At 61.1% G+C, this 24,798-nt stretch carries 20 protein-coding genes and 1 pseudogene; 10 read left to right on the forward strand and 11 right to left on the reverse strand.

Going from position 1 to position 24,798, the window contains the following annotated elements; translation table 11 throughout:
- Positions 1–228: 228 nt before the first annotated feature.
- From MCB86_RS06900 to MCB86_RS06925, 6 genes are all read right to left on the reverse strand, one after another.
- On the reverse strand, positions 229–1,137 hold the full coding sequence (locus MCB86_RS06900) for a DMT family transporter (protein ID WP_239610413.1): 909 nt from the start codon (positions 1,135–1,137) through the stop codon (positions 229–231).
- A gap of 158 nt (positions 1,138–1,295) precedes the next feature.
- Positions 1,296–2,576, reverse strand: coding sequence for a TRAP transporter large permease (locus tag MCB86_RS06905; protein ID WP_045163719.1), 1,281 nt, complete (start codon positions 2,574–2,576; stop codon positions 1,296–1,298).
- Positions 2,576–3,103, reverse strand: a complete 528-nt coding sequence (locus tag MCB86_RS06910) for a TRAP transporter small permease (RefSeq protein WP_045163718.1) — start codon at positions 3,101–3,103, stop codon at positions 2,576–2,578. The genes MCB86_RS06905 and MCB86_RS06910 overlap by 1 nt, the downstream gene beginning before the upstream one ends.
- Positions 3,104–3,170: 67 nt before the next feature.
- The gene (locus MCB86_RS06915) at positions 3,171–4,145 is read right to left on the reverse strand and encodes a TRAP transporter substrate-binding protein (protein WP_045163725.1); all 975 of its coding nucleotides are present in this window, start codon (positions 4,143–4,145) and stop codon (positions 3,171–3,173) included.
- A gap of 84 nt (positions 4,146–4,229) precedes the next feature.
- Positions 4,230–5,132, reverse strand: a complete 903-nt coding sequence (locus tag MCB86_RS06920) for an SMP-30/gluconolactonase/LRE family protein (protein WP_239610414.1) — start codon at positions 5,130–5,132, stop codon at positions 4,230–4,232.
- Positions 5,133–5,173: 41 nt separating this feature from the next.
- Positions 5,174–5,998, reverse strand: a complete 825-nt coding sequence (locus tag MCB86_RS06925) for an NAD(P)-dependent oxidoreductase (RefSeq protein ID WP_239610415.1) — start codon at positions 5,996–5,998, stop codon at positions 5,174–5,176.
- Positions 5,999–6,546: 548 nt separating this feature from the next.
- Here MCB86_RS06925 and MCB86_RS06930 point away from each other — a divergent pair.
- Positions 6,547–6,823: pseudogene (locus MCB86_RS06930) on the forward strand (substrate-binding domain-containing protein); the annotation flags it as partial.
- 138 nt (positions 6,824–6,961) lie between these two features.
- Positions 6,962–8,119, forward strand: a complete 1,158-nt coding sequence (locus MCB86_RS06935; protein ID WP_239610416.1) for a mandelate racemase/muconate lactonizing enzyme family protein — start codon at positions 6,962–6,964, stop codon at positions 8,117–8,119.
- Here MCB86_RS06935 and MCB86_RS06940 read toward each other — a convergent pair.
- Entirely contained in the window at positions 8,107–9,012 is a 906-nt protein-coding gene (locus MCB86_RS06940) for a LysR family transcriptional regulator (RefSeq protein ID WP_239610417.1), read from the reverse strand. The genes MCB86_RS06935 and MCB86_RS06940 overlap by 13 nt on opposite strands.
- A 103-nt stretch (positions 9,013–9,115) precedes the next feature.
- On the opposite strand from MCB86_RS06940, the gene MCB86_RS06945 reads away from it, so the two are divergent.
- Positions 9,116–10,255 carry a mandelate racemase/muconate lactonizing enzyme family protein gene (locus MCB86_RS06945; RefSeq protein ID WP_239610418.1) on the forward strand — a complete coding sequence of 380 codons (1,140 nt, stop codon included), beginning with the start codon at positions 9,116–9,118 and terminating at the stop codon, positions 10,253–10,255.
- A gap of 78 nt (positions 10,256–10,333) precedes the next feature.
- Here the strand turns inward: MCB86_RS06945 and MCB86_RS06950 are convergent, their stop codons facing one another.
- The 4 genes from MCB86_RS06950 to MCB86_RS06965 all read right to left on the reverse strand — a co-directional run bounded on the left by MCB86_RS06950 (position 10,334) and on the right by MCB86_RS06965 (position 14,837).
- Positions 10,334–11,854, reverse strand: a complete 1,521-nt coding sequence (locus MCB86_RS06950; protein WP_045163712.1) for a tripartite tricarboxylate transporter permease — start codon at positions 11,852–11,854, stop codon at positions 10,334–10,336.
- A 9-nt stretch (positions 11,855–11,863) separates the two neighbouring features.
- Positions 11,864–12,352, reverse strand: a complete 489-nt coding sequence (locus MCB86_RS06955) for a tripartite tricarboxylate transporter TctB family protein (RefSeq protein WP_045163711.1) — start codon at positions 12,350–12,352, stop codon at positions 11,864–11,866.
- Positions 12,353–12,420: 68 nt separating this feature from the next.
- The gene (locus MCB86_RS06960) at positions 12,421–13,389 is read right to left on the reverse strand and encodes a tripartite tricarboxylate transporter substrate binding protein (RefSeq protein WP_239610419.1); all 969 of its coding nucleotides are present in this window, start codon (positions 13,387–13,389) and stop codon (positions 12,421–12,423) included.
- Positions 13,390–13,442: 53 nt separating this feature from the next.
- Positions 13,443–14,837, reverse strand: a complete 1,395-nt coding sequence (locus MCB86_RS06965) for an enolase C-terminal domain-like protein (protein WP_239610420.1) — start codon at positions 14,835–14,837, stop codon at positions 13,443–13,445.
- 584 nt (positions 14,838–15,421) lie between these two features.
- Here MCB86_RS06965 and kdgD point away from each other — a divergent pair.
- The 7 genes from kdgD to MCB86_RS07000 all read left to right on the forward strand — a co-directional run bounded on the left by kdgD (position 15,422) and on the right by MCB86_RS07000 (position 24,574).
- Positions 15,422–16,333: a 5-dehydro-4-deoxyglucarate dehydratase gene (gene kdgD, locus MCB86_RS06970; protein ID WP_045163708.1), complete on the forward strand. Its 912-nt coding sequence runs from the start codon at positions 15,422–15,424 to the stop codon at positions 16,331–16,333.
- A 95-nt stretch (positions 16,334–16,428) separates the two neighbouring features.
- A complete protein-coding gene (locus MCB86_RS06975) occupies positions 16,429–17,871 on the forward strand; it encodes an aldehyde dehydrogenase family protein (protein WP_045163707.1) in 1,443 nt (480 codons plus the stop codon).
- A 123-nt stretch (positions 17,872–17,994) separates the two neighbouring features.
- Positions 17,995–19,338, forward strand: a complete 1,344-nt coding sequence (gene gudD / locus MCB86_RS06980) for a glucarate dehydratase (RefSeq protein WP_239610421.1) — start codon at positions 17,995–17,997, stop codon at positions 19,336–19,338.
- Between the two features lie 126 nt (positions 19,339–19,464).
- Positions 19,465–21,018 carry a galactarate dehydratase gene (garD, locus tag MCB86_RS06985; protein ID WP_239610434.1) on the forward strand — a complete coding sequence of 518 codons (1,554 nt, stop codon included), beginning with the start codon at positions 19,465–19,467 and terminating at the stop codon, positions 21,016–21,018.
- Between the two features lie 72 nt (positions 21,019–21,090).
- Complete coding sequence (locus MCB86_RS06990; RefSeq protein WP_045163705.1) at positions 21,091–22,509, forward strand: FAD-binding oxidoreductase; 1,419 nt, start codon at positions 21,091–21,093, stop codon at positions 22,507–22,509.
- 27 nt (positions 22,510–22,536) lie between these two features.
- Complete coding sequence (locus MCB86_RS06995) at positions 22,537–23,466, forward strand: 2-hydroxyacid dehydrogenase (RefSeq protein ID WP_045163704.1); 930 nt, start codon at positions 22,537–22,539, stop codon at positions 23,464–23,466.
- 196 nt (positions 23,467–23,662) lie between these two features.
- Entirely contained in the window at positions 23,663–24,574 is a 912-nt protein-coding gene (locus MCB86_RS07000) for an aldose 1-epimerase (protein ID WP_239610422.1), read from the forward strand.
- The last annotated feature ends 224 nt before the right edge of the window (positions 24,575–24,798 follow it).

The following is a 24,798-nucleotide window of genomic DNA, read 5'->3' on the forward strand; positions in this document are numbered from 1 at the left end:
CATGGCCATGCCGGCGACGCGTACCGCAGCAGAGGCTCGCAGTGCAGCGGCGCTATACCGGGCTCATGGATGAGTCCACCGGTAATCAGCTGCTCCTTCTAACGTCCAATACCGGCTTCTCTAGCGCCACTCGGCGGCTCAGCGTTCCGTCGTGTTAGCGAACGATCGCCGGTGTGCCAAGACGGTGATCCTCAACGGAATGACCGTCAGGCCGGTTGTCCTTTCGCCTCAATGCTTGCGGTACGCCAGTAGAACGATACCGCTGACGACGATCAGGCCACCCAGCACTTGCAAGGGCCCGAGCAATTGGTCGAGCACCAGCCAGCCCAGCAGCATGCCAGCGACCGGCTCCACATTCATTACCGGCGCATTGCGCGCGATATTCAGGCGCGGCATACAGATGAACAGCGTCGAGAACGCCGCCCCGTAGAGCAATATCAGGCACCCCAGGGCGATCCAGCCGGCGCTCGCGCTTGGCAGGCTCAGACCACCCGGTATCAGGCCGCTGGCGCCAAGCAGGGCGGAGCTGCTGAATACGACGACCAGCGTCAGCATGCTGCGCACCGAACCGGCCATCGTCGATAGCTTATGTTCGGTAACCCACAGCGCGATCGCAAACACCGCGGCCGCGGTCAGGCTGAATAATATGCCGGCGACCCACTGGCCGTCCGGCGCCTCGCTGCTGACCAAGCGTGCCGGGACGTCCAGTACCAGTACCAGGCCGAACAGGATCATGCCCATGATCGCCAGCGCCTGCCGGGTCGGTCTTGGGCCGCCTAGCAGCCAGGTGAGCAGCGCAAGCATGATGGGCGACAGATTCACCACCAACAGGGCCAGCGCCACGGGAATGCGAGCCACGGCTGAGTAGATACAGAAGCTCTGAACCGCGATCAGCAGGCCGAGCAGAATCTGCCAGCGCCAAGTGGCGCTGCTCAGGCGCAGGGATTCGCGCCGCCAGAAGACCAAGGTGCCTAAGGCAATCAGGGTAACGCCAGCGCGACAGAGCATGGCCAGCAGCAGTCCGGTGTCGTGATCGAAAGCAATCCGGGCGGCGATGTGATTGCCTGCGAACGAGCAGGCCAGGGTGGCCAGAACCAGTACGGCGATATGGCGTGGGAAGGGCGCAGCAGTTTGCATGGGGTCAGTCCTGTCCTGGGCGGAATCCGTTCCGTTCGGCCGTGTAGCCAGATGGCAGTGGTGGCTTTTTGATGGTTATGGGTGGCGAATTGTTCGTTGGCTTGCAAAGCAAAACGCCGCCCGGGTGGGCGGCGTCCTCGCTCGTGCGCTGAGGACTGTCAGAGCACCATGCTTGGCAACCAGAGCGAGATGGCCGGAATGTAGGTTACGGCTATCAGTACCAGCAGCAGCGCGGCATAGAAGGGCAGCAGCGCTTTGACCGTGTTCTCGATGGTCACTTTGCCGATTGCCGCGCCGACGAACAAGACAGCGCCTACCGGTGGGGTGATCAGACCGATCCCGAGATTGACCAGCATGATCATACCGAAGTGCACCGGGTCGACCCCGATGCCGGTAATCACAGGCATCAGAATCGGCGTGAGAATCAGGATCAGCGGCGCCATGTCCATCAGGGTGCCGAGTACCAGCAGCATCATGTTGATGCACATCAGAATCACGTAGCGATTATCCGACAGCGTCAGAAACATCGTGGTGATCTTCGAGGGAATCTGCATCAGCGTCATGATGTAGCCGAAGCTGGCGGCGAACGCGATCAGGATCATCACCACCGACAGCGTACGCACCGTCCGGTGCAGCAGCTTGGGCAGCTCACGCCACTTGTAGTCGCGGTAAATGAACATGGTCACGAAGAACGCCCAGACGACGGCAATCGAGGCGGATTCGGTCGCGGTGAATACCCCGGAAAGAATGCCGCCAAGGATGATGACCATGGTCATCAGGCCCCAGAGCGCTTCGACACAAATCTTCAGCGCCTGCTTGAGTGGAACGACCTCACCTTTGGGGTAATTGCGCACCCGAGCGAAGATCAGACACATGGTCATCATCACCGCGCTCAGCAGCAGTCCAGGGCCGATGCCGGCGATGAACAGCGATGAAATCGAGACTGTGCCGCCGGCTGCCAGCGAGAACAGCACCGAGTTATGGCTAGGTGGCGTCAGAAGTGCCTGGACCGAGCCACTGACCGTAACCGCGGTGGAAAATTCGCGCGGGTAGCCCTTCTTCTCCATTTCCGGAATCAGCACCGAACCCACCGAAGCGGTATCCGCCAAGGACGAGCCTGAGATGGCGCCGAAGAAGGTGGAGGCCATGATGTTGACCAGGGACAGACCACCGCGTACGAACCCAACCAGCACGGCAGCGAAAGCAACCAGCCTCCGCGACATGCCGCCTTCGGCCATGATGGCTCCTGCCAGCACGAAGAATGGGATCGCCAGCAAAGAGAATTTGTTGACGCCGCCCGCGACCTGAATCATCACCGCGTCGAACGGGATGTCGATCCACCAGGCGCCGATCAGTGCCGACAAGCCCAGCGCATAGGCGACCGGCATCCGTAGGAGGAACAGCACAGCGAAGCTGCCAAGTAGTATCAGCGCATCCATTACACCGCCTCCTTGCTGTCTTCGACCAGCTCGTAGTTGACCGCTCGTCGATGGCTCTGGTCACCGAAAATGATTCGTTCGAGCACGAACAGCAGCGTGATCGCGCCGCCAATTGGAATAGGGGAATAGGTGATACCAACGCGCAACGTCGGCAAGGTGCTCATGAATTGGTTCCAGGTGGCGATGCACAGCTTGACGCCCCAGATGGTCATGAACAGACAGATGATGGCCATCAGGATTTGCACCAGCAGTTCGACATGGCGGTGCAGATGTTCAGGCAGACGGTCGGTGAACATGGTCACCGCCATATGCGCTCCGGCTCGATAGCTCGCCGCAGCGCCAAGAAATGTAAAGATCACCATCAGCAGGATGGCCACCGGTTCAGGCCAGCCGCCACCGGAGCCCAGCACGTAGCGCGCGAAGATCCCCCAAGGGATGATCATGGACATGACCACGATGGCCAATCCCGCGACCCATACACAGGTCATGTAGATCGCGTCGTTGACGCGCAGCAGCGTGTTTTTCATCAGACTTCACCACAAGCGCGGTGACGGGCGCAGGCCCGCCACCGCGAGACTTTTCAGAGAGAACGAATTACTGGACGGCTTCGATACGCTTGATCAGCTCGGCGTAGGGTGCGCCGTACTTCTCGCGAACCGGGGCGGTCGCGTCGTAGAAGGGCTTCTTGTCCACCTCGATGAAGGTGACGCCTTCTTCCTTGAGCTTGGCTTCGCTGCTGGCGGTCTTCTCGTCCCACAGTTTGCGCTCTTCCATCTGCGCTTCCTTGGCGTACTTCTTGACGATTTCCTGCTGTTCCGGGGTGAGCTTGTTCCAGGTCGCCTTGGACATCACGATCGGCTCGGGGAGAATCAGGTGACCGGTCAGCGAATAGTTCTTCGCAGCACGGAAGTGGTTGTGCTCAAGCATGGTTGGCGGATTGTTTTCGGCGCCGTCAACCACGCCAGTTTGCAGGGCGCTGAAGATCTCACCGGTATTCATTGCAACGCCTTGTGCGCCCATGGCGTTCAGAGTGTCGATGAACAGGGGGTTGCCCATGACACGAATTTTCATCCCCTTGAGATCTTCCAGCTTGCGAACCGGCTCTTTGGTGTAGAGGTTACGCACACCGCCATCCATCCATGCCAGACCGACCATGTTGAATTCGGAGTTAGTGATCTTGTCGAGGATCTCCTGGCCGATTTCACCGTCGATGACCTTGCGCATATGTTCATGGTCACGGAACACGAAAGGCATGTTGAAGGCGTTGACATCCGGTACTACCGGACCGAGCGTGCCGAGGCTGACGCGGGTCATTTGCACCGCACCGATCTGGACCTGCTCCACCACTTCTTTTTCCGAGCCAAGCACGCCGCCGGAGAACATGCGGAACTTGAGTTCGCCGTTCGTGGCTTCTTCAATCTTCTGGCCCATGTGTTCCTGAGCCACGACCGTCGGGTAACCGGCTGGATGGATTTCAGCGATCTTCAATGTCATGGCCGCATGGGCCGCGCTGGACAAGCAGAAGGCGAAGGGGAGTGCAGCGATGAGCAACTTGCGTTTGAAGTTCATGTGGATCTCCATCTTGTTGTTGTTGGTGAGCAGCGTTGGAACTTCAAGGCCGGACAACCGCGAGCCGGTCCTTGCATGGGTGAATCATTGACGAAAGGGTGTTTCCTCCAGTCCGCAGACGCCGGGTTGCAGGGCGAACACGCCGCCCGCTAACGGCTGGTCGGAGAGATCGCCCCCCGGACGGATGGACGTGACGAACAGGGTGTCGAGGCCAGAGCCACCAAAGGCGCACATGGCTGGCTTCTTGACAGGTACTTGCAGCGAACGATCAAGACGGCCGTCCGGCGTGAAACGGTGGATCAGGCCGGCATCGTTGCCGCAGATCCAATAGCAGCCGTCGACGTCCACCGCAGCGCCATCTGGGCGACCGGCATATTGGGTCATGTCGACGAACAGACGGCGATTGCTCGGGGTGCCGCTGTCGATGTCGTAATCGAATGCCCAGATGCACTGCACGCTGGGGTGCGAGTCGGACAGATACATGGTTCGGCCGTCCGGGCTGAAGCCCAACCCGTTAGGCACGATGAAGTCGTTTATCTGTGCAGCGAGCGAACCGTCGCTGGCGGAACCATCAAAGCGGTACAGCGCGCCAGCCGGGATGCCAGCAGCCATATCCATGACCATAGTGCCAGCCCAGAAACGCCCCTGGCGGTCGCAGCGTCCATCGTTGAACCGCATACCGCGGTGACCGTGCTGCACATCGATGAGGCGAGTGGCGGCAAGCGTGCCGTCATCCTGCGGAGTGATGTCGAAGACGCCGTCTTCCATTCCGGCGATCCAGCGATTCGCAGCGCCATCGCGGCGCGCGATGCAGGCGACCATCTGCTCGCCAGTCCAGCGGGTCACCGAAGCGTCCGCTGCCGCCCAGCGCTGCAATTGGCGGTTGGGAATGTCGACCCAGTAGAGCGCCTGTTCGGAGGCGATCCACACCGGGCTCTCTCCGGTAGCGTTCCGGGCATCGACGATCAGTTCTGCTTGGTTTGCCATGGCGATTCTCTTGTTGTTTTTCGCGGCGTGGCGCAAGGCGATCAATCGTCGAAGGGACCTGCTTCGCAGAACGCACCGCCTTGGTAGATCAAGGCAGGATCGTTGGGGGCGTAGGGTGGTTGCGCTTCGACCTTGTCGCGGAATACTTCTGATGTGTCCTTGGGTGTGAAGCCAAGGTGCGCCGCCATGTGGTTGTCCCACCAGACATCCCGGTTCGCCGAGGCGCCATAAACGACGGTGTGACCAACATTGGGAGTGAACAGCGAACGTCCAATCAGATCGGTCAGGTCTCGATAGCTGAGCCAGGTGGCCATCATTCGACGATTGAGCGGTTCGGGGAAGGAAGAGCCGATGCGAATGCTGACGGTCTCGATGCCGTAGCGATCGAAATAGAAGCTCGCCATGTCCTCGCCGTAGGATTTGGACAGGCCGTAGTAGCTGTCTGGGCGGCGCGGGGCGTTAGCGTCGATGGTTTCGGTCTGCTTGTGAAAACCGATGACATGGTTGGAACTGGCAAAGATCACGCGCTTGATGCCGTGCTTGCGTGCGGCTTCGTAGATATGAAATACACCGCGGATGTTGGCTTCGAGAATCTCTTCGAAAGGCCGCTCGACAGAGACGCCGCCAAAATGCGCGATCGCATCGACACCCTCGCAAAGTGAGTGTACGGCTGCTTTATCGGAGAGATCGCAAGGCATCACCTCTTCATGCGGGCCGGTGGCAGGCTCCATAGAGGCAATATCGGAGAGACGAATAACAGTGGCATAGGGTCGAAGCGTTTCGCGTAGCACCTTGCCCAAACCTCCCGCCGCGCCAGTCAGCAGGAGGCGATTGAAGGGTGTGGGTGTGGTCGTCGTGCTTGTCATTATGGGCCTGCCCGTCGCTTATTGTTTTTGATGTCATCGGTTGTCGGATGACTTGAGCTGATTATTTCTGCGACCATCGAGCTTTGTCAACCGCGATTGCGATCTTCTTGCTGATGCCCAAAATGCTTGCCTTGCCTGGGAAAGCTCCGTTCGTTGCGCCTGAAAGTGGCTTGTTCTCTAGGCTTCATAGCCTTCAGAGGTGAATGCAAAGCATCACGCTAGCGGGCGCAGCGGGGCAATCACATACCACTAAAGTCGAGTAGGACTCCCGTATTGGAAAAGGATGAGCAAGTCGGTCGAACCCCGTGTAGTTGTATGATGACAGCGCCAGGAGTAAGGGTGTTCAGATGTGGGCTTCAGAGCCCGTTCCTCATCCCCATGAGGCGCCTCGACGATAGACAGTCATGAGCGACGGTAGACGGTCATGAGCAGAAAGTAGCCCGATGTTCGCCCGCCAGGCACGCCAACGCTGATCGAAGTGGCCAAGGTCGCGGGCGTTTCTCCAATCACCGTGTCGCGCGCTGGATCGGCCGAACGCGACGGGGGGCGTGGTGGTCTGCAGCTCCGACACCCTGGCTCAAGGTGTACTGGCGGAGGCAGCCAGTCGCGGTCTGGCCGTCCCTGCAGACCTGGCGCTGATGGGCTTTGGCGATCTGTCCAGCGCGGCGCACAGCCCCCCCGTTGACCACTGTACGGGTCGATGGGCCGAGGATTGGCCGAGCCATTGCCGAAGCGTTGCTGGCGCGCATTGCCGAGCCCGCTCAGGCTCACGATCCGTTGCGCCTGGATGTTGTCTTCGAGCTGATCGTGCGAGACCGCGCCTGATATTTTTAGGACTCGAATGATTGCGCAATCATCATAGGGTGAATCGGGCACTTCATTTTCGACGGTCTGACAGGTCTATGTGATTGTCTGGTCACAGCGGGCTCGGGTAGGTCGTCGGTTCCATCACCAGGAGGTTCCATGAACGACAACTGCGCGATCATCTATGCCGACGATGACCGTATCACCTGGCTACGTCTGCGCTCGGTGGCGCTGCCGCTGGCCCATCCTATAAGCGATGCGAAGGTACTCACCGGCCGGCAAAAGCCGATGACCGAAATCGCCATCCTGATCGCCGAAATCGAAACCCGCGACGGCCACCAGGGGCTGGGGTTCAGCTATTCCAAGCGCGCCGGCGGCGCGGGACAGTTCGCCCATGCCCTGGAGGTGGCGCCCAATCTGATCGGCGAGAATCCCAGCGATATCGCCAAACTATGGGACAAACTGTGCTGGGCGGGCGCATCGGTGGGGCGCAGCGGCCTGGCGACCCAGGCCATCGGCGCCTTCGACGTGGCGCTGTGGGATCTAAAGGCACGTCGCGCCGGACTGTCGCTGGCGCGTTTGCTGGGCGCGCAGCGCGATTCGGTACGCTGTTACAACACGTCTGGTGGCTTCCTGCATACGCCGCTGGATCAGTTGATGAAGAACACTGATTTGTCGCGCGAGAAGGGCATCGGCGGGATCAAGCTCAAGGTCGGCCAGCCGGATTGGGCGCTGGATCTGCATCGGGTCGGCACGGTACGCCAGCACCTGGGCGAAGCGTTTCCACTGATGGTCGATGCCAACCAGCAATGGGACCGACCGATGGCCCGTCGCATGTGTCGACGCCTGGAACCCTTCGATCTGATATGGATCGAGGAGCCGCTGGACTGCTACGACGCCGAGGGGCACGCCGAGCTGGTGCGCCAGTTCGATACGCCAATCGCAACGGGCGAGATGCTTACCAGCCCGGCCGAACACTGGGAGTTCATTCGTCAGCGTGCTGCCGATTTCCTGATGCCTGACGCCCCGCGCGTCGGCGGCATCACGCCCTATCTGCGGGTGCAGACCCTGGCGGAACAGGCCGGCATGACATTAGCGCCGCACTTCGCCATGGAGCTGCACGTGCATCTTGCGGCGACCCACATTCGTGAACCCTGGGTCGAGCACTTCGAATGGCTGGAACCGTTGTTCGAGGAACGACTGGAAATTCGCGATGGGCGGATGCTGGTGCCGAATCGACCCGGTCTGGGCTTGAGTCTGAGCGAACGGGTGGCTGGCTGGACCGCGCAGCAGGCCGAGGTGGGTCAGCGCGCCTGAGCGGGCTCGCTGGCCGCATGACGCACTGCTTCGCGAAGCGCGGCGACGGCCGGGTTGTCGTTATCGTCGCGCCAGACCAGATGTAGCTCGCTGTGTACGCCTATCGGAAGGTCGAGCGTGCGCCAACGCACTCGCTCGAAGCTCACCGCACTGGCGCTGCGCGGCACCAGTGCCAGGCCCATGCCGACGTTCACCAGGGACAGGATGGTCAATGTGTTGCTGAGTGACTGGACATAGTCCGGTTGCACGCCGGTGGAGCGGAACATGCCGGTGAGCAGCTCATTGAACGGCTGCCAGGCGGCATGCGAATAAAGGATGAACGGCTGGCCGTGCAATGCCGCCAGTTCAAGCGGCTCGAGTCGTGCCAGCGAATGCTCGTCGTGCACGGCCAGGACGAAGGGCTCGCGCACCAGACGCTCGCTGACAAGGCCCGGATCGTTCAGAGACGCACGCACGATGGCCAGGTCGATGCGCCGCGTGCGCAGGGCCTGCAGTTGCTCGAAGGTGGTCATCTCCTGTAGCGCGATCTGTACACCGGGGCGGTCGCGCCTGGCCTGTGCCACCACCCGAGGCAAAAAATCGTAAACCGCGCTGGCGACGAAGCCGATGCTCACTGTCCCGCTTTCGCCCAGCGCAATCAGTCGCGCAGTCTGTGCCGCCCGGTGGGCCTGCTCAAGCAGCGCCTGGGCTTCGACGAAGAAGGCACGACCCGCGGCCGTCAACGCCACCGCACGGGTACTGCGGGTGAACAAGACGACGCCCAGTTGATGCTCCAACAGCTGGATCTGCCGGCTCAGTGGCGGCTGGGTCATGTGCAGGCGCTCAGCGGCGCGACGAAAATTCAACTCCGTCGCCAGAGCGGTAAAGCATCGCAGTTGCGCCAGATCAAACATTGATGCATTTCCGGTATCAATCAAGAGGGTGATTAGATTAGCTCTGCATCAATCGCAACGTCCATCATGCTTTCCATACATCGTCGCGACCATGAAGGTGGACATGAAAACGTACATTTCCGATCGCATTACCTGGGTCGGTCTGCGCTCGGTGGAGCTGCCACTGGCGCACGCTGTCAGCGATGCCAAAGTGGCGACCGGTCGGCAAGCCGCATTGGCCTCGGTCAGTCTGTTGTTTGCCGAGATCGAAACCGAACAGGGGCACGCCGGCCTGGGATTCAGCTACAGCCTGCGCACCGGCGGGCCGGCGCAATATGCCCACGCTCAGGAACTCGCACCCTTGCTGATCGGAGAAGATCCCAACGACATCGCCCGACTCTGGAGCAAGCAGGCGTGGGCAAGTGCTTCGGTAGGGCGGGGCGGTGTCGCGGCGCAGGCCATAGCTGCGATCGACATCGCCTTGTGGGACCTCAAGGCACGGCGCGCAGAGCTACCGCTATCCAAACTGCTGGGTGCGCAGCGCGGCTCGGTGCGCTGCTACAACACCTCGGGCGGCTATCTGCAGGCCTCGATCGAAGAGCTCATCGACAAGGCGACGCAGTCTCGCGAGCGCGGCATTGGCGGCGTGAAGATAAAGGTCGGGCAGCCGGATAGCCGCCTCGATCTGCAGCGGGTTGATGCCTTGCGCAAACATCTCGGCGACCAGGTGCCACTGATGGTGGATGTCAATCAACAATGGGATCGCATCACCGCATTACGTGTGGGGCGAGCGCTGGAGCAGTATCAGTTGGAATGGATCGAGGAACCGCTCGATGCGCATGACGTTGCGGGGCACGCCGCTTTGGCCGCGCAACTGGATACGCCCATCGGTACCGGCGAGATGCTCACCAGCGCAGCAGAAGCTTTGGGCTATGTCGACACCGGCGCGGTCGATATGATCATGCACGACGCGCCTCGCATGGGCGGTATCACGCCGTTTCTCAAGGTCGCCCAGGCAGCCGAACAACGCGGCATGATCATGGCGCCGCATTTCGTCATGGAAATCCATTTGCATCTTGCGGCTGCCTACGAGCATCAGGCCTGGGTCGAGCACTTCGAATGGTTGGAACCGGCCTTCAACGAGCGACTGGAAATACGCGACGGCCACATGATCGTGCCAGACCGGCCAGGCCTGGGCCTCAGCCTGCACGAGCGCGTAGCTGACTGGACGTTGGCAAAGATCGAAATGGGTAAGCGTGGCTGAGCAAAAAAACCGCGCCAAGGCGCGGTTCTATGCCCGGCGGCACCGCTTGCGCGGCACCGCTTGCGCGGTGCCGCACGCTCAAGCGCGCTGCAGTTTTTCCACTGCGCTTTTACGACCGCGCAATGCGCTGAACAGATGCCAGAGCACCGACAGCAGGGCCAGCGCCAGGAAGGCCGCCGAGATGGGATTGGTGAGGAAACCCATGAAGTTGCCGTCCGAGAGCATCAGGCCGCGCCGCAGATTGGTTTCGGCCATCGGCCCGAGAATGAAGCCGATGATGAACGGCGCCGCGGGCATTCCGCCTTTGACGAAGCCATAGCCGATCAGGCCGAACAACAGAATGGTCCAGACATCGAACACCCGGCTGCTCAGACCGAACGCACCCACCACGCACAGCACCAGGATGATCGGCAGCAGAATGTGCTTGGGTACCGCCAGCAGTTTGATGAAGATCCGCAGCCCATAGAACTCCAGTACCAGCATCATTACGGAGGCCAGGATGAGGGCGGCGAAGATGGTGTAGACCAGCGCGCCCTGGGTAATGAACAGCAAGGGGCCCGGCTGGATGCCGTGAATCATGAAGCCACCGAGCAGGATCGCGGTCACGGTATCGCCCGGAATGCCGAGTGTCATCAGCGGGATCATGGCGCTGCCGATGCCGGCGTTGTTGGCCGTCTCGCTGGCGACCACGCCCTCGACCGCGCCCTTGCCGAATCGCTCGGGATGCTTGGAGCGCTTCTTGGCAATGATGTAGGAGACGATGTTCGAGGTGCCGGCCCCGATGCCCGGCAATATCCCGATCCCGATGCCGATCAGCGAGGAGCGAAACGCATTGGGAATCTGCCCGAAGAACTCCTTTATGGAGAAACCGAAGCCTTTGACGCCCTTCATGCTGACGGACGCGATCTTGCTCTTGTGCGCGGCGCGGCCCGTTTCGGCAATCTTGATCACTTCGGCCACGGCGAACATACCGATCATCACCGTCAGCATCGCGAAACCGCCGTTGAGGTTGGGCGAGTCGAAGGTGAAGCGGCGGATGGCATCGACCGGAGCGATGCCTACGGTGGAAAACGCGAAGCCCAGGGTGCCGGCGTAGATGCCCTTGAGCAGCGAGCCGGTGGACAGCGTGGCGATCAGCGTCAGCGAGAAGATCGCAATGGCGAAATACTCGTGAGGGCCGAAACGCAGAGCGATCTTCGCCAGCGAGGGGGCGATGGACATCAGCGCGACGATACTGAAGACGGTGCCGATGAAGGAGAACACCACGCCGACCCCAAGGGCCTTCAGACCTTCGCCTTTTTCCATCATCGGCCCGCCGTCGAAGGTCGTGGCGATGGAGGCTGGCGTACCGGGAATTTTCAGCAGAATCGCCGAAATCAGACCCCCGGATGTCGCGCCGATGAACAGGGCCACTAGCAGCGATAGGCCGGCCGCCGGGCCCATGGTGTAGGTCAGCGGCAGGCACAGGGCGATTGCCATGGTCGCCGAAAGCCCCGGAACTGCACCAAAGACAATGCCAACGGCGACTCCAAGGGTAATCAGGATGAAGATATAGGGAGAGAAAACCGCACCGAAACCGGCCTGCAGAAGCTCGAACATGGCCGCCTCCTAGAATTTCAGAAAGCCGGTCGGGAGCATCAGATCGAAGCCCTGCCGGAAGGTGAAGAAGATCACTGCGGAGGTCACAACCGCGATGACGACATAGGCGATGTGGTTGATCTTCTGTTCGCGAGGCGTGATCACGATGAACTGCGCATACAGATAAAGCACGGTCATGATTGGAAAGCCGACTTTCTGCAGCAGCGCGACGTATACGGCGATCAGGCCTAGCGTCTTGAAAACCGTCGGGTAGTCAGGTGGCGTTCCGGTAGATGGGTCAGCTGCCGCATCGGGATCAGCCGAAGGTTGCGTCGCCCTGGTTGCAGTCAGCAGTTGCAACACGCCCAGCAGGCAGAGCCCGACGGACAGTACATAAGGAACGGTTGATGCGTCGATGAAACCTTTGCGCGGAAGATTGATTGTCAGGAACAGGTAGAACAGGCCGGCGCCCAGCATCAGGGCTCCGACCAGTAACTCCTTTCTCTTGTAGGTATCCATGGGGCTGCTCTCGATTCAGAAGAAAGGCTGCCGGGCGCAGCGAGCGCGCCCGGCATCGGGTCGCAGGCTTACTTGCTCTGGCGCAGATCGTCCTTGTATTCCATGAACTGCTCACGGGTGTTCTTCAAGCGGTCGATGGACGCGTCGGTACCGAAGTAGCTGACCGGTTGCTTGAACGTCTTGCGCAGCTCTTCCTCGTATTCAGGCGTCTCGGTGATCTGCTTCACGATGCCGGCCATTTTTTCGATGATGGCCGGATCGGTGCCGTCCGGGAACGCGACGACATAGGGCTTCTCCATGACGAAGTCGACGCCTTGTTCCTTGAAGGTCGGCACATCGCCCAGCAGCGGGTTGCGCTCGTCGTTGGGCTGGCCCAGGGCGACCATCTCACCGCTCGTTACGTAGTCCTGTACCGAACCGTAGCTGATCGCGGCGAGGTCGATACGGTTACCCAGCAGGGCGACGACCTTTTCCGACACCGTGCCGGCGTCGACCATCTTCAGCTTGGTATCGGTCAGACCTTCGAACATCAGGCCTTGCAGGTGCGAGTAGCTGCCCATCTCGGTGCCGTAGGTCACGCTGCTTGGCTCTGCCTTGGACTTAGAGATCAGGTCTTCCAGTGATTTCAGGCCTGAGCTTTTCGAGGCGACGAATACGGTGCCCTTGTCGACGCCCGCGATGCAGCAGATGTCGAATGCGTCCAGGCTGTCCTTGGTCAGGCCTGCGACTTCGTTGACGATCAACTGGCCCGTGTGGGTGAAGAGAATGGTATTGCCGTCCGGGTCGGCCTGCTTGACCTGCTCGGCAGCCAAGGTGCCGCCGCCGCCCGCGACGTTGGTGATGACCATCGCTTCGCCGGTGATCTTGGTGAAGTATTTGGCCATGGTGCGGGCATTGAAGTCGGTGTCGCCGCCGGCATTGGCGATGACCACGACCTGCACAGGACGCGTCGGCCATTCGGTTTCGGCGGCATAGGCGCCGCTGACTGCGGTTGCAAGCAGGGCGGAAACGAGGGAGGCGCTGATAGCTTTTTTCATTGTTGGGTCTCTCCGTGGTTGGGGTTGCGGCGCTTCGTTTGTATCTTTTCTGGTTATTGACGCCCCAGGCTTGGCTGCTTGGGATCGTATTTCCAGCCAGGCACCAGATACTGCATGGCCATGGCATCGTCTCGGACGCCGGTGGCGACCTTGTTATAGAGCTCGTGCGCGGCAGCGATTCGATCCATGTCCGGTTCGATGCCGAGTCCCGGCTTGTCTGGCACTTGCACCGCGCCACCGACAATCTGCAGCGGTTCGCGGGTCAGGCGCTCCTGGCCTTCTTGCCAGATCCAGTGGGTGTCGATGGCGGTGATGTTGCCCGGCGCTGCAGCCGCGGCGTGGGTGAACATCGCCAGCGAGACGTCGAAGTGATTGTTCGAATGCGAACCCCAGGTCAGGCCGAACTGCTCGCACATCTGCGCCAGTCGAACCGAGCCCTGCATGGTCCAGAAATGTGGATCGGCCAGCGGGATGTCGACTGCTTCGAGGCGCAGCGAATGGCCCATCTGCCGCCAGTCGGTGGCGACCATGTTGGTGGCGGTGGGAATGCCCGTTGCGCGCTTGAACTCGGCCATGATCTCGCGACCGGAGTAGCCGTTTTCGGGACCGCAGGGATCTTCGGCGTAGGACAGGATGTGGCCCTGGCCTTTGCACAGCTCGATGGCTTCGGCCAGGGACCAGGCGCCGTTTGGATCGAGCGTGACACGTGAGTCCGGAAAGCGCGCCTTGATGCCTGCAATCGCCTGCATCTCTTCGCTGCCGCGCATCACGCCGCCTTTGAGTTTGAAGTCCTTGAAGCCATAGCGCGCCGTGGCGGCTTCGGCAAGCCGGACGATGGAGGCTGGGGTGACCGCCTCCTGATGGCGAAGGTGGTACCACTCGTCGGCCGAACCGCTGCCGGCCAGATAAGGCAGGTCGGTGCGGGTGCGATCACCTATATAGAAGAGGTACGCCAGCATCGGCACACTGTCACGCTGCTGGCCGCTGCCGAGCAATTCTGCGACAGGCACGTTGAGATGCTGTCCGAGCAGGTCGAGGAGGGCGGCTTCGACCGCGGTGATGACATTATCCAGTCGCAGGTTGATCTCGTGTGGCTGTTTGAGTACCGCGGCTTCGGCTTCGGAGGTCACCTCATGTTGGGTGGCCTGCGGCCCTTTCGCCGAGCCGCCCGCAATAGCCTGGCGCAGGGCGTTGAGCACGCGGTTGTAGCGGCCGACCTGCTGCCCCACGACGAGCCCTTTGGTGCGCTCCAGCGCTTGACGGATGCCTTCGCCGCCGGGGACTTCGCCGATCCCCTTGTGCCCGGCGCTGTCTTCAAGCACCACGAGGTTGCGAGTGAAATAGGGCGCATGCGCACCGCAAAGGTTCAGCAGCATGCTGTCGTAGCCCGCCACGGGGATGACCTGCATCCTGGTCACGATAGGGGTATTGGCTTTGAGGTCTGACATCGAGTCGCGGGCTCCTGATTGTTCTTGTGAGCTCAATGATTGGATAGGGAGGGTGGCGCTATCAGCCAAGCCCTCGCGTACAGCTGTCTGACCGTGAACGATTCGCGGCCGGCGCGCTCGCCAGGCTGTAATGGTTATCGGAACGACTTGCCCGCTGAGGCAAGACAGCGGTGGAGATGTGGGCAACAGGCCTGGGCGCTGCAGAGGAGAAATGCGCGGAATGAGACATGGCTTTTTAAGCTCTGTTTGTTTTGTCATACGTTGTCGTATGACTTGGTTCGATTTTTATCAGCGCCGATGGTGGTTGTCAAATGACGGAAACATAAAAATTGTTCTGTGTGACTGCTCGGTCGACGCCAGGTTTCGCCTCCTTCAGGATCTGGTGTTCTTTTTCAGAATAGAAGAAATGCCGCGAATCCCGCCTATCGCGATGACTCGGGGGAGTTGGCCATATTCAGAGGGAGCGAACGAGGAGAAGAAGAAAATCGTCAAAACCGGTAGCGTGTTTTAGAGTTGTACGATAACGTATCTCAAGGCTGCGGCCCCTTCCTCAAATACCGATAGCTTCACAGGATGCTCAAACAATGAACCCACAAGAACTGAAGGCCATCCTCTCTTCTGGTCTGCTCTCTTTTCCTGTTACCGATTTTGACCAGCAAGGCGACTTCAATCGCGCCGGGTATATCAAGCGACTGGAGTGGCTGGCACCTTATGGCGCGACTGCCTTGTTCGCGGCCGGCGGCACAGGCGAGTTCTTCTCGCTGACCCCACAGGAGTATCCGGACATCATCAAGACCGCGGTTGATACCTGTGCCGGTCAGGTGCCGATCCTCGCTGGCGTTGGCGGTCCTACCCGTCAGGCCATTGCCTATGCGCAGGAAGCTGAGCGCCTTGGCGCGAAGGGTCTGCTGCTGCTGCCGCATTACCTGACCGAAGCCAGCCAGGAAGGTGTTGCGCGTCATGTGGAAGAGGTCTGTAAGTCGGTCAACATCGGCGTCGTGGTTTATAACCGCAACGTGTGCCGTCTGACCGCGCCGCTGCTAGAGCAACTGGCCGAGCGTTGCCCGAACCTTGTGGGCTATAAGGATGGCCTCGGTGACATCGAGCTGATGGTCTCCATTCGCCGTCGCTTGGGCGATCGCCTGACTTATCTTGGCGGTCTGCCTACCGCAGAAGTCTATGCCGCCGCCTATAAGGCACTCGGCGTACCGGTTTATTCCTCCGCGGTGTTCAACTTCGTTCCGAAGTTGGCAATGGACTTCTACGGCGCTATCTCCCGTGACGATCATGAAACCGTCGGTAAGCTGATCGATGATTTCTTCCTGCCGTATCTCGACATCCGCAATAAGTGCAAAGGCTACGCGGTCAGCATCGTCAAGGCGGGCGCGAAGATTTCCGGTTACGACGCAGGTCCCGTGCGCGCACCACTGACCGATCTGCGCCCGGACGAGTACGAAGCGCTCGCCGCACTGATCGCGAAGCAGGGCGCTCAATAAAGGCCCGCCCGCTCTATCACTCGCCCCACCCGCCGCTTCAGATGCCCGTCATCATAGTCAGGGCATCGGCGGCGGACCTCACGAAGGAGAGTTCCGTGGCAGAAGCAAAGCGTTATGACAACTACATCGATGGCCAATGGGTAGCAGGCAAAAACTACCAGGCCAATATCAATCCGTCCGATCTGTCGGACGTCATCGGCGAATACGCTCAGGCGGACGCGTCGCAGGTCGAAGCCGCCATCGCAGCAGCACGTAAGGCATTTCCCGCTTGGTCGACTTCCGGTATTCAGGCACGTGCCGATGCCCTGGAAAAGGTAGGACTGGAAATCCTGGCGCGCCGCGAAGAGCTGGGTAATCTGCTCGCTCGGGAAGAAGGCAAGACCCTGCCGGAAGCCATCGGTGAAGTGTCCCGTGCCGGCAACATCTTCAAGTATTTCGCGGGTGAATGCCTGCGCCAGGCGGGTGAAACCCTGCAGTCGGTCCGCCCGGGCGTCAGCGTTGAAGTCACTCGGGAACCGCTGGGCGTGATCGGTCTGATTACCCCCTGGAACTTCCCGATCGCCATTCCGGCGTGGAAGATTGCCCCGGCGCTGGCCTACGGCAACTGCGTGGTGATCAAACCGGCGGATCTGGTTCCCGGCTGCGCCTGGGCGATCGCCGAGATCATTTCACGTGCTGGCTTCCCGGCGGGTGTGTTCAACTTGGTGATGGGCAAGGGCCGCGAAGTGGGCGAAGCCATCGTTAACGACAAGCGCGTCGATGGCGTTAGCTTCACCGGTTCGGTGGGTGTTGGTCGTGGTATCGCGGCGACTTGCGTGGGACGTCAGGCCAAGGTTCAGCTGGAAATGGGTGGCAAGAACCCGCAGATCATTCTGGACGATGCCGATCTCAATACCGCCGTCGAACTGGCCGCGCAAAGTGCGTTCTATTCGACCGGCCAGCGTTGCACCGCTTCCAGCCGCATCATCGTGACCGAAGGCATCTACGATCGTTTCGTCGAAGCCATGATCGAGCGCATCAAGAAGATCAAGGTCGGTTCTGCTCTGGAGCAGGGCGTGGACGTCGGCCCGGTGGTTTCTCAGGCCCAGCTGGAACAGGACCTGAAATACATCGAAATTGGCAAGCAAGAGGGTGCACGCCTGGCCTGCGGTGGCGAGCGTGTCAGCTGCGGGACAGAAGGTTACTTCCTGGCGCCGACGTTGTTCGTCGACAGCACCGCCGACATGCGCATCAGCCGTGAAGAGATCTTCGGGCCAGTGGCCAACGTGGTGAAGGTCAAGGACTACGACGAAGCGCTGGCCATGGCCAACGACACCGAGTTCGGCCTGTCGGCTGGCATCTGCACCACGTCGCTGAAGTACGCCAACCATTTCAAGCGTCATTCTCAGGCGGGAATGGTGATGGTCAACCTGCCGACCGCCGGCGTGGATTACCACGTGCCATTCGGCGGGCGCAAAGGCTCGTCCTATGGCCCGCGCGAGCAGGGACGCTACGCCCAGGAGTTCTACACCACGGTGAAGACCACCTATATCGGCTGATCAGCCGTGCCGCTTGACACGGCGCACCCTGTCCGAGCCGCCTAGCGTCTCGGCGGGTCGCGCCCATGGCGAACAGATCGCTGTACCCGCAACGCGGACCATAAGAACAAAAGAGAGACGCATATGAACAATTCTGTGAATCATGGTGCTCCGGTAATCACCGAACTTCGGGTGGTTCCGGTCGCAGGTCAAGACAGCATGCTGCTCAACCTGAGCGGCGCCCATGGTCCGTATTTCACCCGCAACATCCTCATTCTCAAGGACAGCGCCGGCAATACAGGTGTCGGCGAGGTCCCCGGTGGCGAGGCGATCCGCAAAACGCTGGACGACGCTCGCGCCATTCTGATCGGCCAATCGGTTGGTAATTTCAACGGTTTGCTGAACCAGGCGCGCAAGGCCTTCGCCGACCGCGACGTTGGTGGCCGCGGCTTGCAGACCTTCGATCTGCGCATTGCGATCCACGCGATCACCGCCATCGAGTCGGCGCTGCTCGACCTGCTCGGCCAGCATCTCGGCGTACCGGTTGCTGCACTGCTCGGTGACGGCCAGCAGCGCGACGAAGTCGAAATGCTCGGCTATCTGTTCTTCATCGCCGATCGCAACAAGACTGACCTCGGCTACCGCGACGAATCGAACGCCAGCGATAACTGGTTCCGTGTGCGCAACGACGAAGCGCTGACCCCCGAGACAGTCGTGCGCCAGGCCGAGGCGGCCTATGAGCGTTACGGTTTCAAGGATTTCAAACTCAAGGGTGGCGTGCTGCCGGGCAGCGAAGAGGTCAAGGCCATCCGCGCGCTGGCCGAGCGCTTCCCCGATGCCCGCATCACCCTGGACCCAAACGGCGCTTGGTCACTGGCTGAAGCCATCGACCTGTGCAAGGACCTGCACGGCGTGCTGGCCTATGCCGAAGACCCATGCGGCGCCGAGAACGGTTACTCCGGTCGGGAAGTCATGGCCGAGTTCCGCCGTGCCACCGGCCTGCCGACCGCGACGAATATGATCGCGACTGATTGGCGGCAGATGGGTCACACCGTCCAGTTGCAATCAGTGGACATCCCATTGGCGGACCCGCACTTCTGGACCATGAGCGGCTCGGTTCGTGTCGCGCAGATGTGCAACGACTGGGGCCTCACCTGGGGCTCGCATTCCAACAACCACTTCGACATCTCATTGGCGATGTTCACGCATGTAGCCGCAGCCGCGCCGGGAAAGATCACCGCGATCGATACCCATTGGATCTGGCAGGACGGCCAATACCTGACCCGCGAACCGCTGCAGATCGTCGGCGGCAAGGTCGCTGTACCGGCCAAGGCGGGTCTGGGTGTGGAACTGGATGAAGATGCGCTGCAGAAGGCTCACGAGCTTTACCTGGCCAAAGGACTGGGCGCGCGCGACGATGCCATCGCCATGCAGTACCTGATTCCGAACTGGACCTTCAACAACAAAAAGCCGTGCATGGTGCGTTGATTTCACCCACCAGCCAGTAGGGCGGGCTGGACGGCGATCCGCCTCAGTCCACCCTATGTCTGTGATTCCCTTGCGCAGAGCACCAGACAACAACCGGCCTGACCGGAGACCGATATGAACGACACCGTGGAACTGATTCAGCATCAAGATTCGCCGCGTTACATTCGCCTCCACGAGGCGGACAACGTGGCCGTGGTGGTCAACGATGGCGGTGTGCCGACCGGTGCCCGGTTCGAGGATGGCCTGGTGACGGTCGAAAGCGTGCCCCAGAGCCATAAGGTGGCGCTGGTGGACATTCCCGAAGGAGAGCCTGTGCGCCGCTATGGCCAGATCATCGGCTATGCGCTCGAGCCGCTGCGTCGCGGCTCATGGGTGAAGGAAACCCAGCTGAAGATGCCCAGCGCGCCACCGCTTGATAGCTTGCCGCGTGCCAATGCCGTACCGGACAAGCTCGCCCCGCTGGAAGGCTACACCTTCGAGGGTTATCGCAACGCCGACGGCACGGTGGGCACGCGCAATATCCTCGGCATCAGCACCACAGTGCAGTGCGTGACCGGCGTGCTGGAACACGCGGTCAAGCGCATTCGCGATGAGCTGCTGCCCAAATACCCCAACGTCGATGATGTAGTGGCGCTGACTCACAGCTATGGCTGCGGCGTGGCCATCAATGCGCGCGACGCCTACATCCCGATCCGCACCGTGCGCAACCTGGCGCGCAACCCGAACCTGGGTGGCGAGGCGCTGGTCATCAGCCTCGGCTGCGAGAAACTCCAGGCCGAGCAGGTGATGCACGAGGGCGATCCTTCGGTGGACCTGCGTGACCCCTGGCTCTATCGCCTACAGGAGTCCAATACCGGATTTGGCGAAATGATCGAGCAGATCATGGCCCTGGCCGAAACGCGGCTGAAGAAACTCGACCAGCGTCGCCGCGAGACGGTACCGGCGTCCGAGCTTGTGCTTGGTATGCAGTGCGGCGGCAGCGACGCCTTCTCGGGTATCACCGCCAATCCGGCGTTGGGCTATGCGTCGGACTTGCTGGTTCGCGCCGGCGCCACCGTGATGTTCTCCGAAAATACTGAGGTTCGCGACGCGGTGTACATGCTCACCGCCCGCGCCGAGTCGACTGAAATCGCCGACGCACTGATCGCCGAGATGGACTGGTACGACCAGTACCTGGAGCGCGGCGCCGCGGATCGCAGCGCCAACACCACGCCGGGTAACAAGAAGGGCGGGTTGTCCAATATCGTCGAGAAGTCGCTGGGCTCGATCGTCAAATCCGGCAGCGGCGCCATCAATGGCGTGGTCGGGCCGGGCGAGCGGGTCGATCGCAAGGGGCTGATATTCTGTGCCACGCCAGCCAGTGACTTCGTTTGCGGCACGCTTCAGTTGGCAGCCGGCATGAACCTGCACGTGTTCACGACCGGCCGCGGCACGCCGTACGGCCTGGCCATGGCGCCGGTGGTGAAGGTGGCGACCCGTACCGAGCTGGCCGAACGCTGGCCGGATCTGATCGACATCGACGCGGGCCGCATCGCCAGCGGCCGCGCGACTCTCGAGGAGCTGGGCTGGGAGCTGTTCCACTACTACCTGGATGTCGCCAGCGGTCGCAAGAAGACCTGGGCCGAGCAACACCGGCTGCACAACGACATCGTGCTGTTCAATCCGGCGCCCATCACCTGACCACAGCACGAAAATGAATCAACGCATCCGCCTGGTGCGCTGTAGCGAATGTTCTAACTGCGGGAGGTCGAGATGAGCATGCTGCCGGACGAATTCATCCGCGAGATTGAACGCATCGTCGGTGCAATCGGCATCGTTCGTGATGCCGAGCGCATGCAGAGCTATCTGAGCGACTGGCGCAACGCCTACCGTGGCGACGCGGCGCTGGTGATTCGCCCGGCCAGCACCGAAGAGGTCGCATCCGTAGTACGGCTCTGCAACCAATACCAGGTGACACTGGTTCCGCAGGGTGGCAATACGGGTTTGTGTGGCGGCTCGATTCCGGATGCAAGCGGCACCCAGGTGGTGCTGTCCTTGACCCGCATGACCCGTATTCGCGAAGTCGACCCGGCGAACGAAACCATCACCGTAGAGGCGGGTGTCATCCTGCAGACGCTGCAAGAGGCGGCTGCTGAGGCAGGGCGGTTGTTTCCGTTGGCGCTTGGCGCGCAGGGCAGCTGCACTGTGGGTGGCAATCTCGCCACCAACGCCGGCGGCACTGCGGTGTTGCGCTACGGCAACATGCGTGATCTCGCCCTTGGCCTGGAAGTTGTGCTGCCGGACGGGCGGATCTGGAACGGCCTTCGCGGGTTGCGCAAGGACAACACCGGCTACGACCTCAAGCAGCTGTTCATTGGTTCGGAAGGCACGCTCGGCGTTATCACTGCGGCGGTGCTCAAGCTGTATCCGGCCGTGCGCAGCACGACCACCGCCTGGGTGGCCTTGCCCAGCGCCCAGGCCGCGGTGGAGTTGATCGGCGTCATTCGTGAGCTCTGTGGCGACCGTCTGACCGGCTTCGAACTGATGTCGCGGCAAAGCGTCGAGTTCGTGCTGAGCCACGTCGCGGGATGCAGCGATCCGTTCGCCGAGCCTCACCCCTGGTATGTACTGATCGAACTCAGCGATACCCAGCCGGATGCGCCGCTCAACCAACTGTTAGAGGTGGGCATCGGCGAAGCGCTGGAGCGCGAGCTGGCGATCGATGCCGTGCTGGCCGGGAGTGAAGCCCAGGTGGCGGCGTTGTGGGCCATGCGCGAAGGTATTTCCGAGGCGCAGAACCATGAAGGTCCAAGCCTCAAGCACGACATCAGCGTGCCGGTGAGCTCGATTCCGGCATTCATCGAAGCGACCAATCAGCGCCTTATCGAGCAGTTCCCCGGCGTACGCATCGTTGCCTACGGCCATGTCGGCGACGGCAACCTGCACTACAACATCAGCAAGCCGATCGGCTGCCAAGATGCGGTCTTCAAGGCGCACCAGGAGGCGATCATGCGGGTGATCTATGACGTCACCATGAGCCTGCGTGGCAGTATCAGCGCCGAGCATGGGCTTGGCCAGGCCAAGCGCGACGCGGCCAAGCATTACAAGGACCCGCTAGAGCTAGAGCTGATGCGCGCGCTCAAGGCGACGTTCGACCCCAAAGGGTTGATGAATCCCGGCAAAGTGCTCTAACCGAATCTCTCTCTCAGAGGTAATCCCGTGACCTGTATTCTCCAGCTCGGCCCCCTGACCGAACGCTTCAACCGCGACCTGGCCGCGGAGCATGAGGTACTGCGCATCTGGGAGCAGGACGCGAATGTTTTGCTCGATCAGCACGCCCAACGCATCGAAATCGTGGTGACCTCGGCGCGCTTCGGTTGCACCGCAGAATTGATCGAGCGGCTGCCCAACCTTAAGGCGATCATCAGTTCCGGTGTCGGTTATGACTCCATCGCCGTGGGAGCGGCGCGGGAGCGGGGCATTCCAGTAAGCAACACGCCAGATGTGCTCAACGACTGCGTTGCAGACCTTGCCTTCGGGTTGGTTATCGACTGTGCTCGCCAGATTTCCCGGGCTGACCGTTTCGTTCGTAACGGCGAGTGGCTCTCAGGTGGCCTGCCTTTGGCGAGCAAGGTTTACGGCAAACGACTCGGCATCGTCGGTCTTGGTCGCATCGGCGAGGCTGTCGCCAAGCGCTCCAGTGGTTTCGACATGCAGGTGCGCTACCACAATCGTCAGCCGGTCGAAGGTTGTGAGTACGGCTACGAGTCTGACCTGATCGAATTGGCACGCTGGAGTGATTTTCTGGTGCTGACCTGCCCTGGCGGGAAAAGCACCCGTAATCTCATCCATCGCGAGGTTCTGGACGCGCTTGGCGCGAAAGGCACGCTGATCAACGTATCGCGCGGCTCGGTGGTGGACGAACCGGCATTGGTCGAAGCGTTGCTTGAGGGCCGCCTGGGCGGTGCCGGGCTGGACGTGTACGCCCAGGAGCCGAATGTGCCGCACGCCTTGCTCGACCTGCCGAACGTCGTCCTGCTGCCTCATATCGGTAGCGCCACCGAGGAAACCCGGCGGGCGATGGAAGAATTGCTGTTGGCCAATCTGCGCGCGTTTATCGAGCGTGGAGAAGTGCTGACAGCGGTCTGAGCGCACTTACCGGAGCGCTTCGGACTGGAGGCGGCAACCGTCGCCACAACGAGCCCTGGCCAGAAGCCCGGGTTCGACATTTCTGAGCGACATCCCAATGGCGTTACCACAGCCACAGTCACAAGCGTGTGGGTGTGGGGCGCCGCTTACATTCACATCCGCGAGTGATAACGGCTCGCCTGAGGAGTCATCTGCCATGTCCGATCGCCAACCGAGTCTGACCGAGATCGAACTGCGGCATGGTTCGCTGCAGGTGTCGGTTTGTCCGGGGTTGGGTGGGGCGATCACGCACCTGAGTATTGACGGTATCGACCTATTGCGGCCATGGGACGGTTCCGACAGCGTCCGCCGTGCCGGCTGCTTCGTCCTGGCACCATTTTCCAATCGAGTCGGCGGTGGCGCCTTCGAGCACGAAGGCGAGCACTATCCACTGCGCCGATTGTCACCTGACCATCCGCTGCCGATTCATGGCGTCGTCTGGAAAAGGGCCTGGATCGTGGCCGAACAGGCATCGGCCAGCCTGAGCCTCGCCGTCACGCATCGACCGGAGGGCGACGCGGTCCTTGATTGGCCGTTCGCCTTCGAGCTGGAGCATCGAATTGAGCTCGGTGATGGAGGCGTTACGCTGCACCTGAATTTGCGCAATACCGACACCCGCTCGATGCCTGCCGGGCTAGGTTGGCATCCGTACTTCTTGCGCCATGACGATTGCCGGCTGCAGTTCGCGGCGCGCTCCGTTTGGCAAAACGACTCGCAAGGCGTGCCGTCGCATCTGTCGCAGATTCCGGCACAATGGGACTTCGCGACCGCCAGGCAGCTGCAGGAGCCAGGGTTGGATAACTGTTTCGTTGGCCGTACCGCGCCAGTGCTGATTCGCTGGCCAGGGCAGGGCGTCGAGCTGAGCATGAACGCCAACGAGGCACTTGCTCATCTGGTGGTGTTCACGCCACCTGCTGATATGGGCTTCTTCGCAGTGGAACCGGTATCCCACGCCAATAACGCCCTTGGCATGGACGATCCGGTCGCGAACGGGATGCGGCTGTTGTTGCCTGGCGAGACGATGCAGGTCAGTTGCCAGCTGAACATCAAGCGCATCGGTGTCGAGTAAGACTGCCACGCGATGCGGTGACGCATAACCGCGGCGATCGCTTTCCTGCTCTGGCTGATCGCCTGCAAGGGACCAGCATCCCTGGGCGCCTACGAAGAGGTCCAGCTATTCGAGCGCGCGATGCGCCGATCTCTCCACTTGTTCGTGCAGATCCTAAGTCTCTCTTCAATCACCGAAAAAAAGCCCGTCACGAGGACGGGCGAAAGTTTCCGCAACAGGAGCGA

This window comes from Pseudomonas sp. KSR10 (assembly GCF_022355455.1).
Taxonomy (GTDB): Bacteria; Pseudomonadota; Gammaproteobacteria; order Pseudomonadales; family Pseudomonadaceae; genus Stutzerimonas; species Stutzerimonas stutzeri_E.

Coding starts and splice junctions, on each gene's coding strand:
- MCB86_RS06925 (WP_239610415.1), bottom strand. CDS start 5,998: ATGACAAGCACGACGACCACACCCACACCCTTCAATCGCCTCCTGCTG.
- MCB86_RS06960 (WP_239610419.1), bottom strand. CDS start 13,389: ATGAAAAAAGCTATCAGCGCCTCCCTCGTTTCCGCCCTGCTTGCAACC.
- MCB86_RS07000 (WP_239610422.1), top strand. CDS start 23,663: ATGTCCGATCGCCAACCGAGTCTGACCGAGATCGAACTGCGGCATGGT.
- MCB86_RS06945 (WP_239610418.1), top strand. CDS start 9,116: ATGAAAACGTACATTTCCGATCGCATTACCTGGGTCGGTCTGCGCTCG.
- MCB86_RS06965 (WP_239610420.1), bottom strand. CDS start 14,837: ATGTCAGACCTCAAAGCCAATACCCCTATCGTGACCAGGATGCAGGTC.
- MCB86_RS06920 (WP_239610414.1), bottom strand. CDS start 5,132: ATGGCAAACCAAGCAGAACTGATCGTCGATGCCCGGAACGCTACCGGA.
- MCB86_RS06915 (WP_045163725.1), bottom strand. CDS start 4,145: ATGAACTTCAAACGCAAGTTGCTCATCGCTGCACTCCCCTTCGCCTTC.
- MCB86_RS06990 (WP_045163705.1), top strand. CDS start 21,091: ATGAGCATGCTGCCGGACGAATTCATCCGCGAGATTGAACGCATCGTC.
- gudD (WP_239610421.1), top strand. CDS start 17,995: ATGAACAATTCTGTGAATCATGGTGCTCCGGTAATCACCGAACTTCGG.
- MCB86_RS06910 (WP_045163718.1), bottom strand. CDS start 3,103: ATGAAAAACACGCTGCTGCGCGTCAACGACGCGATCTACATGACCTGT.
- MCB86_RS06935 (WP_239610416.1), top strand. CDS start 6,962: ATGAACGACAACTGCGCGATCATCTATGCCGACGATGACCGTATCACC.
- MCB86_RS06905 (WP_045163719.1), bottom strand. CDS start 2,576: ATGGATGCGCTGATACTACTTGGCAGCTTCGCTGTGCTGTTCCTCCTA.
- MCB86_RS06940 (WP_239610417.1), bottom strand. CDS start 9,012: ATGTTTGATCTGGCGCAACTGCGATGCTTTACCGCTCTGGCGACGGAG.
- MCB86_RS06955 (WP_045163711.1), bottom strand. CDS start 12,352: ATGGATACCTACAAGAGAAAGGAGTTACTGGTCGGAGCCCTGATGCTG.
- MCB86_RS06950 (WP_045163712.1), bottom strand. CDS start 11,854: ATGTTCGAGCTTCTGCAGGCCGGTTTCGGTGCGGTTTTCTCTCCCTAT.
- kdgD (WP_045163708.1), top strand. CDS start 15,422: ATGAACCCACAAGAACTGAAGGCCATCCTCTCTTCTGGTCTGCTCTCT.
- MCB86_RS06900 (WP_239610413.1), bottom strand. CDS start 1,137: ATGCAAACTGCTGCGCCCTTCCCACGCCATATCGCCGTACTGGTTCTG.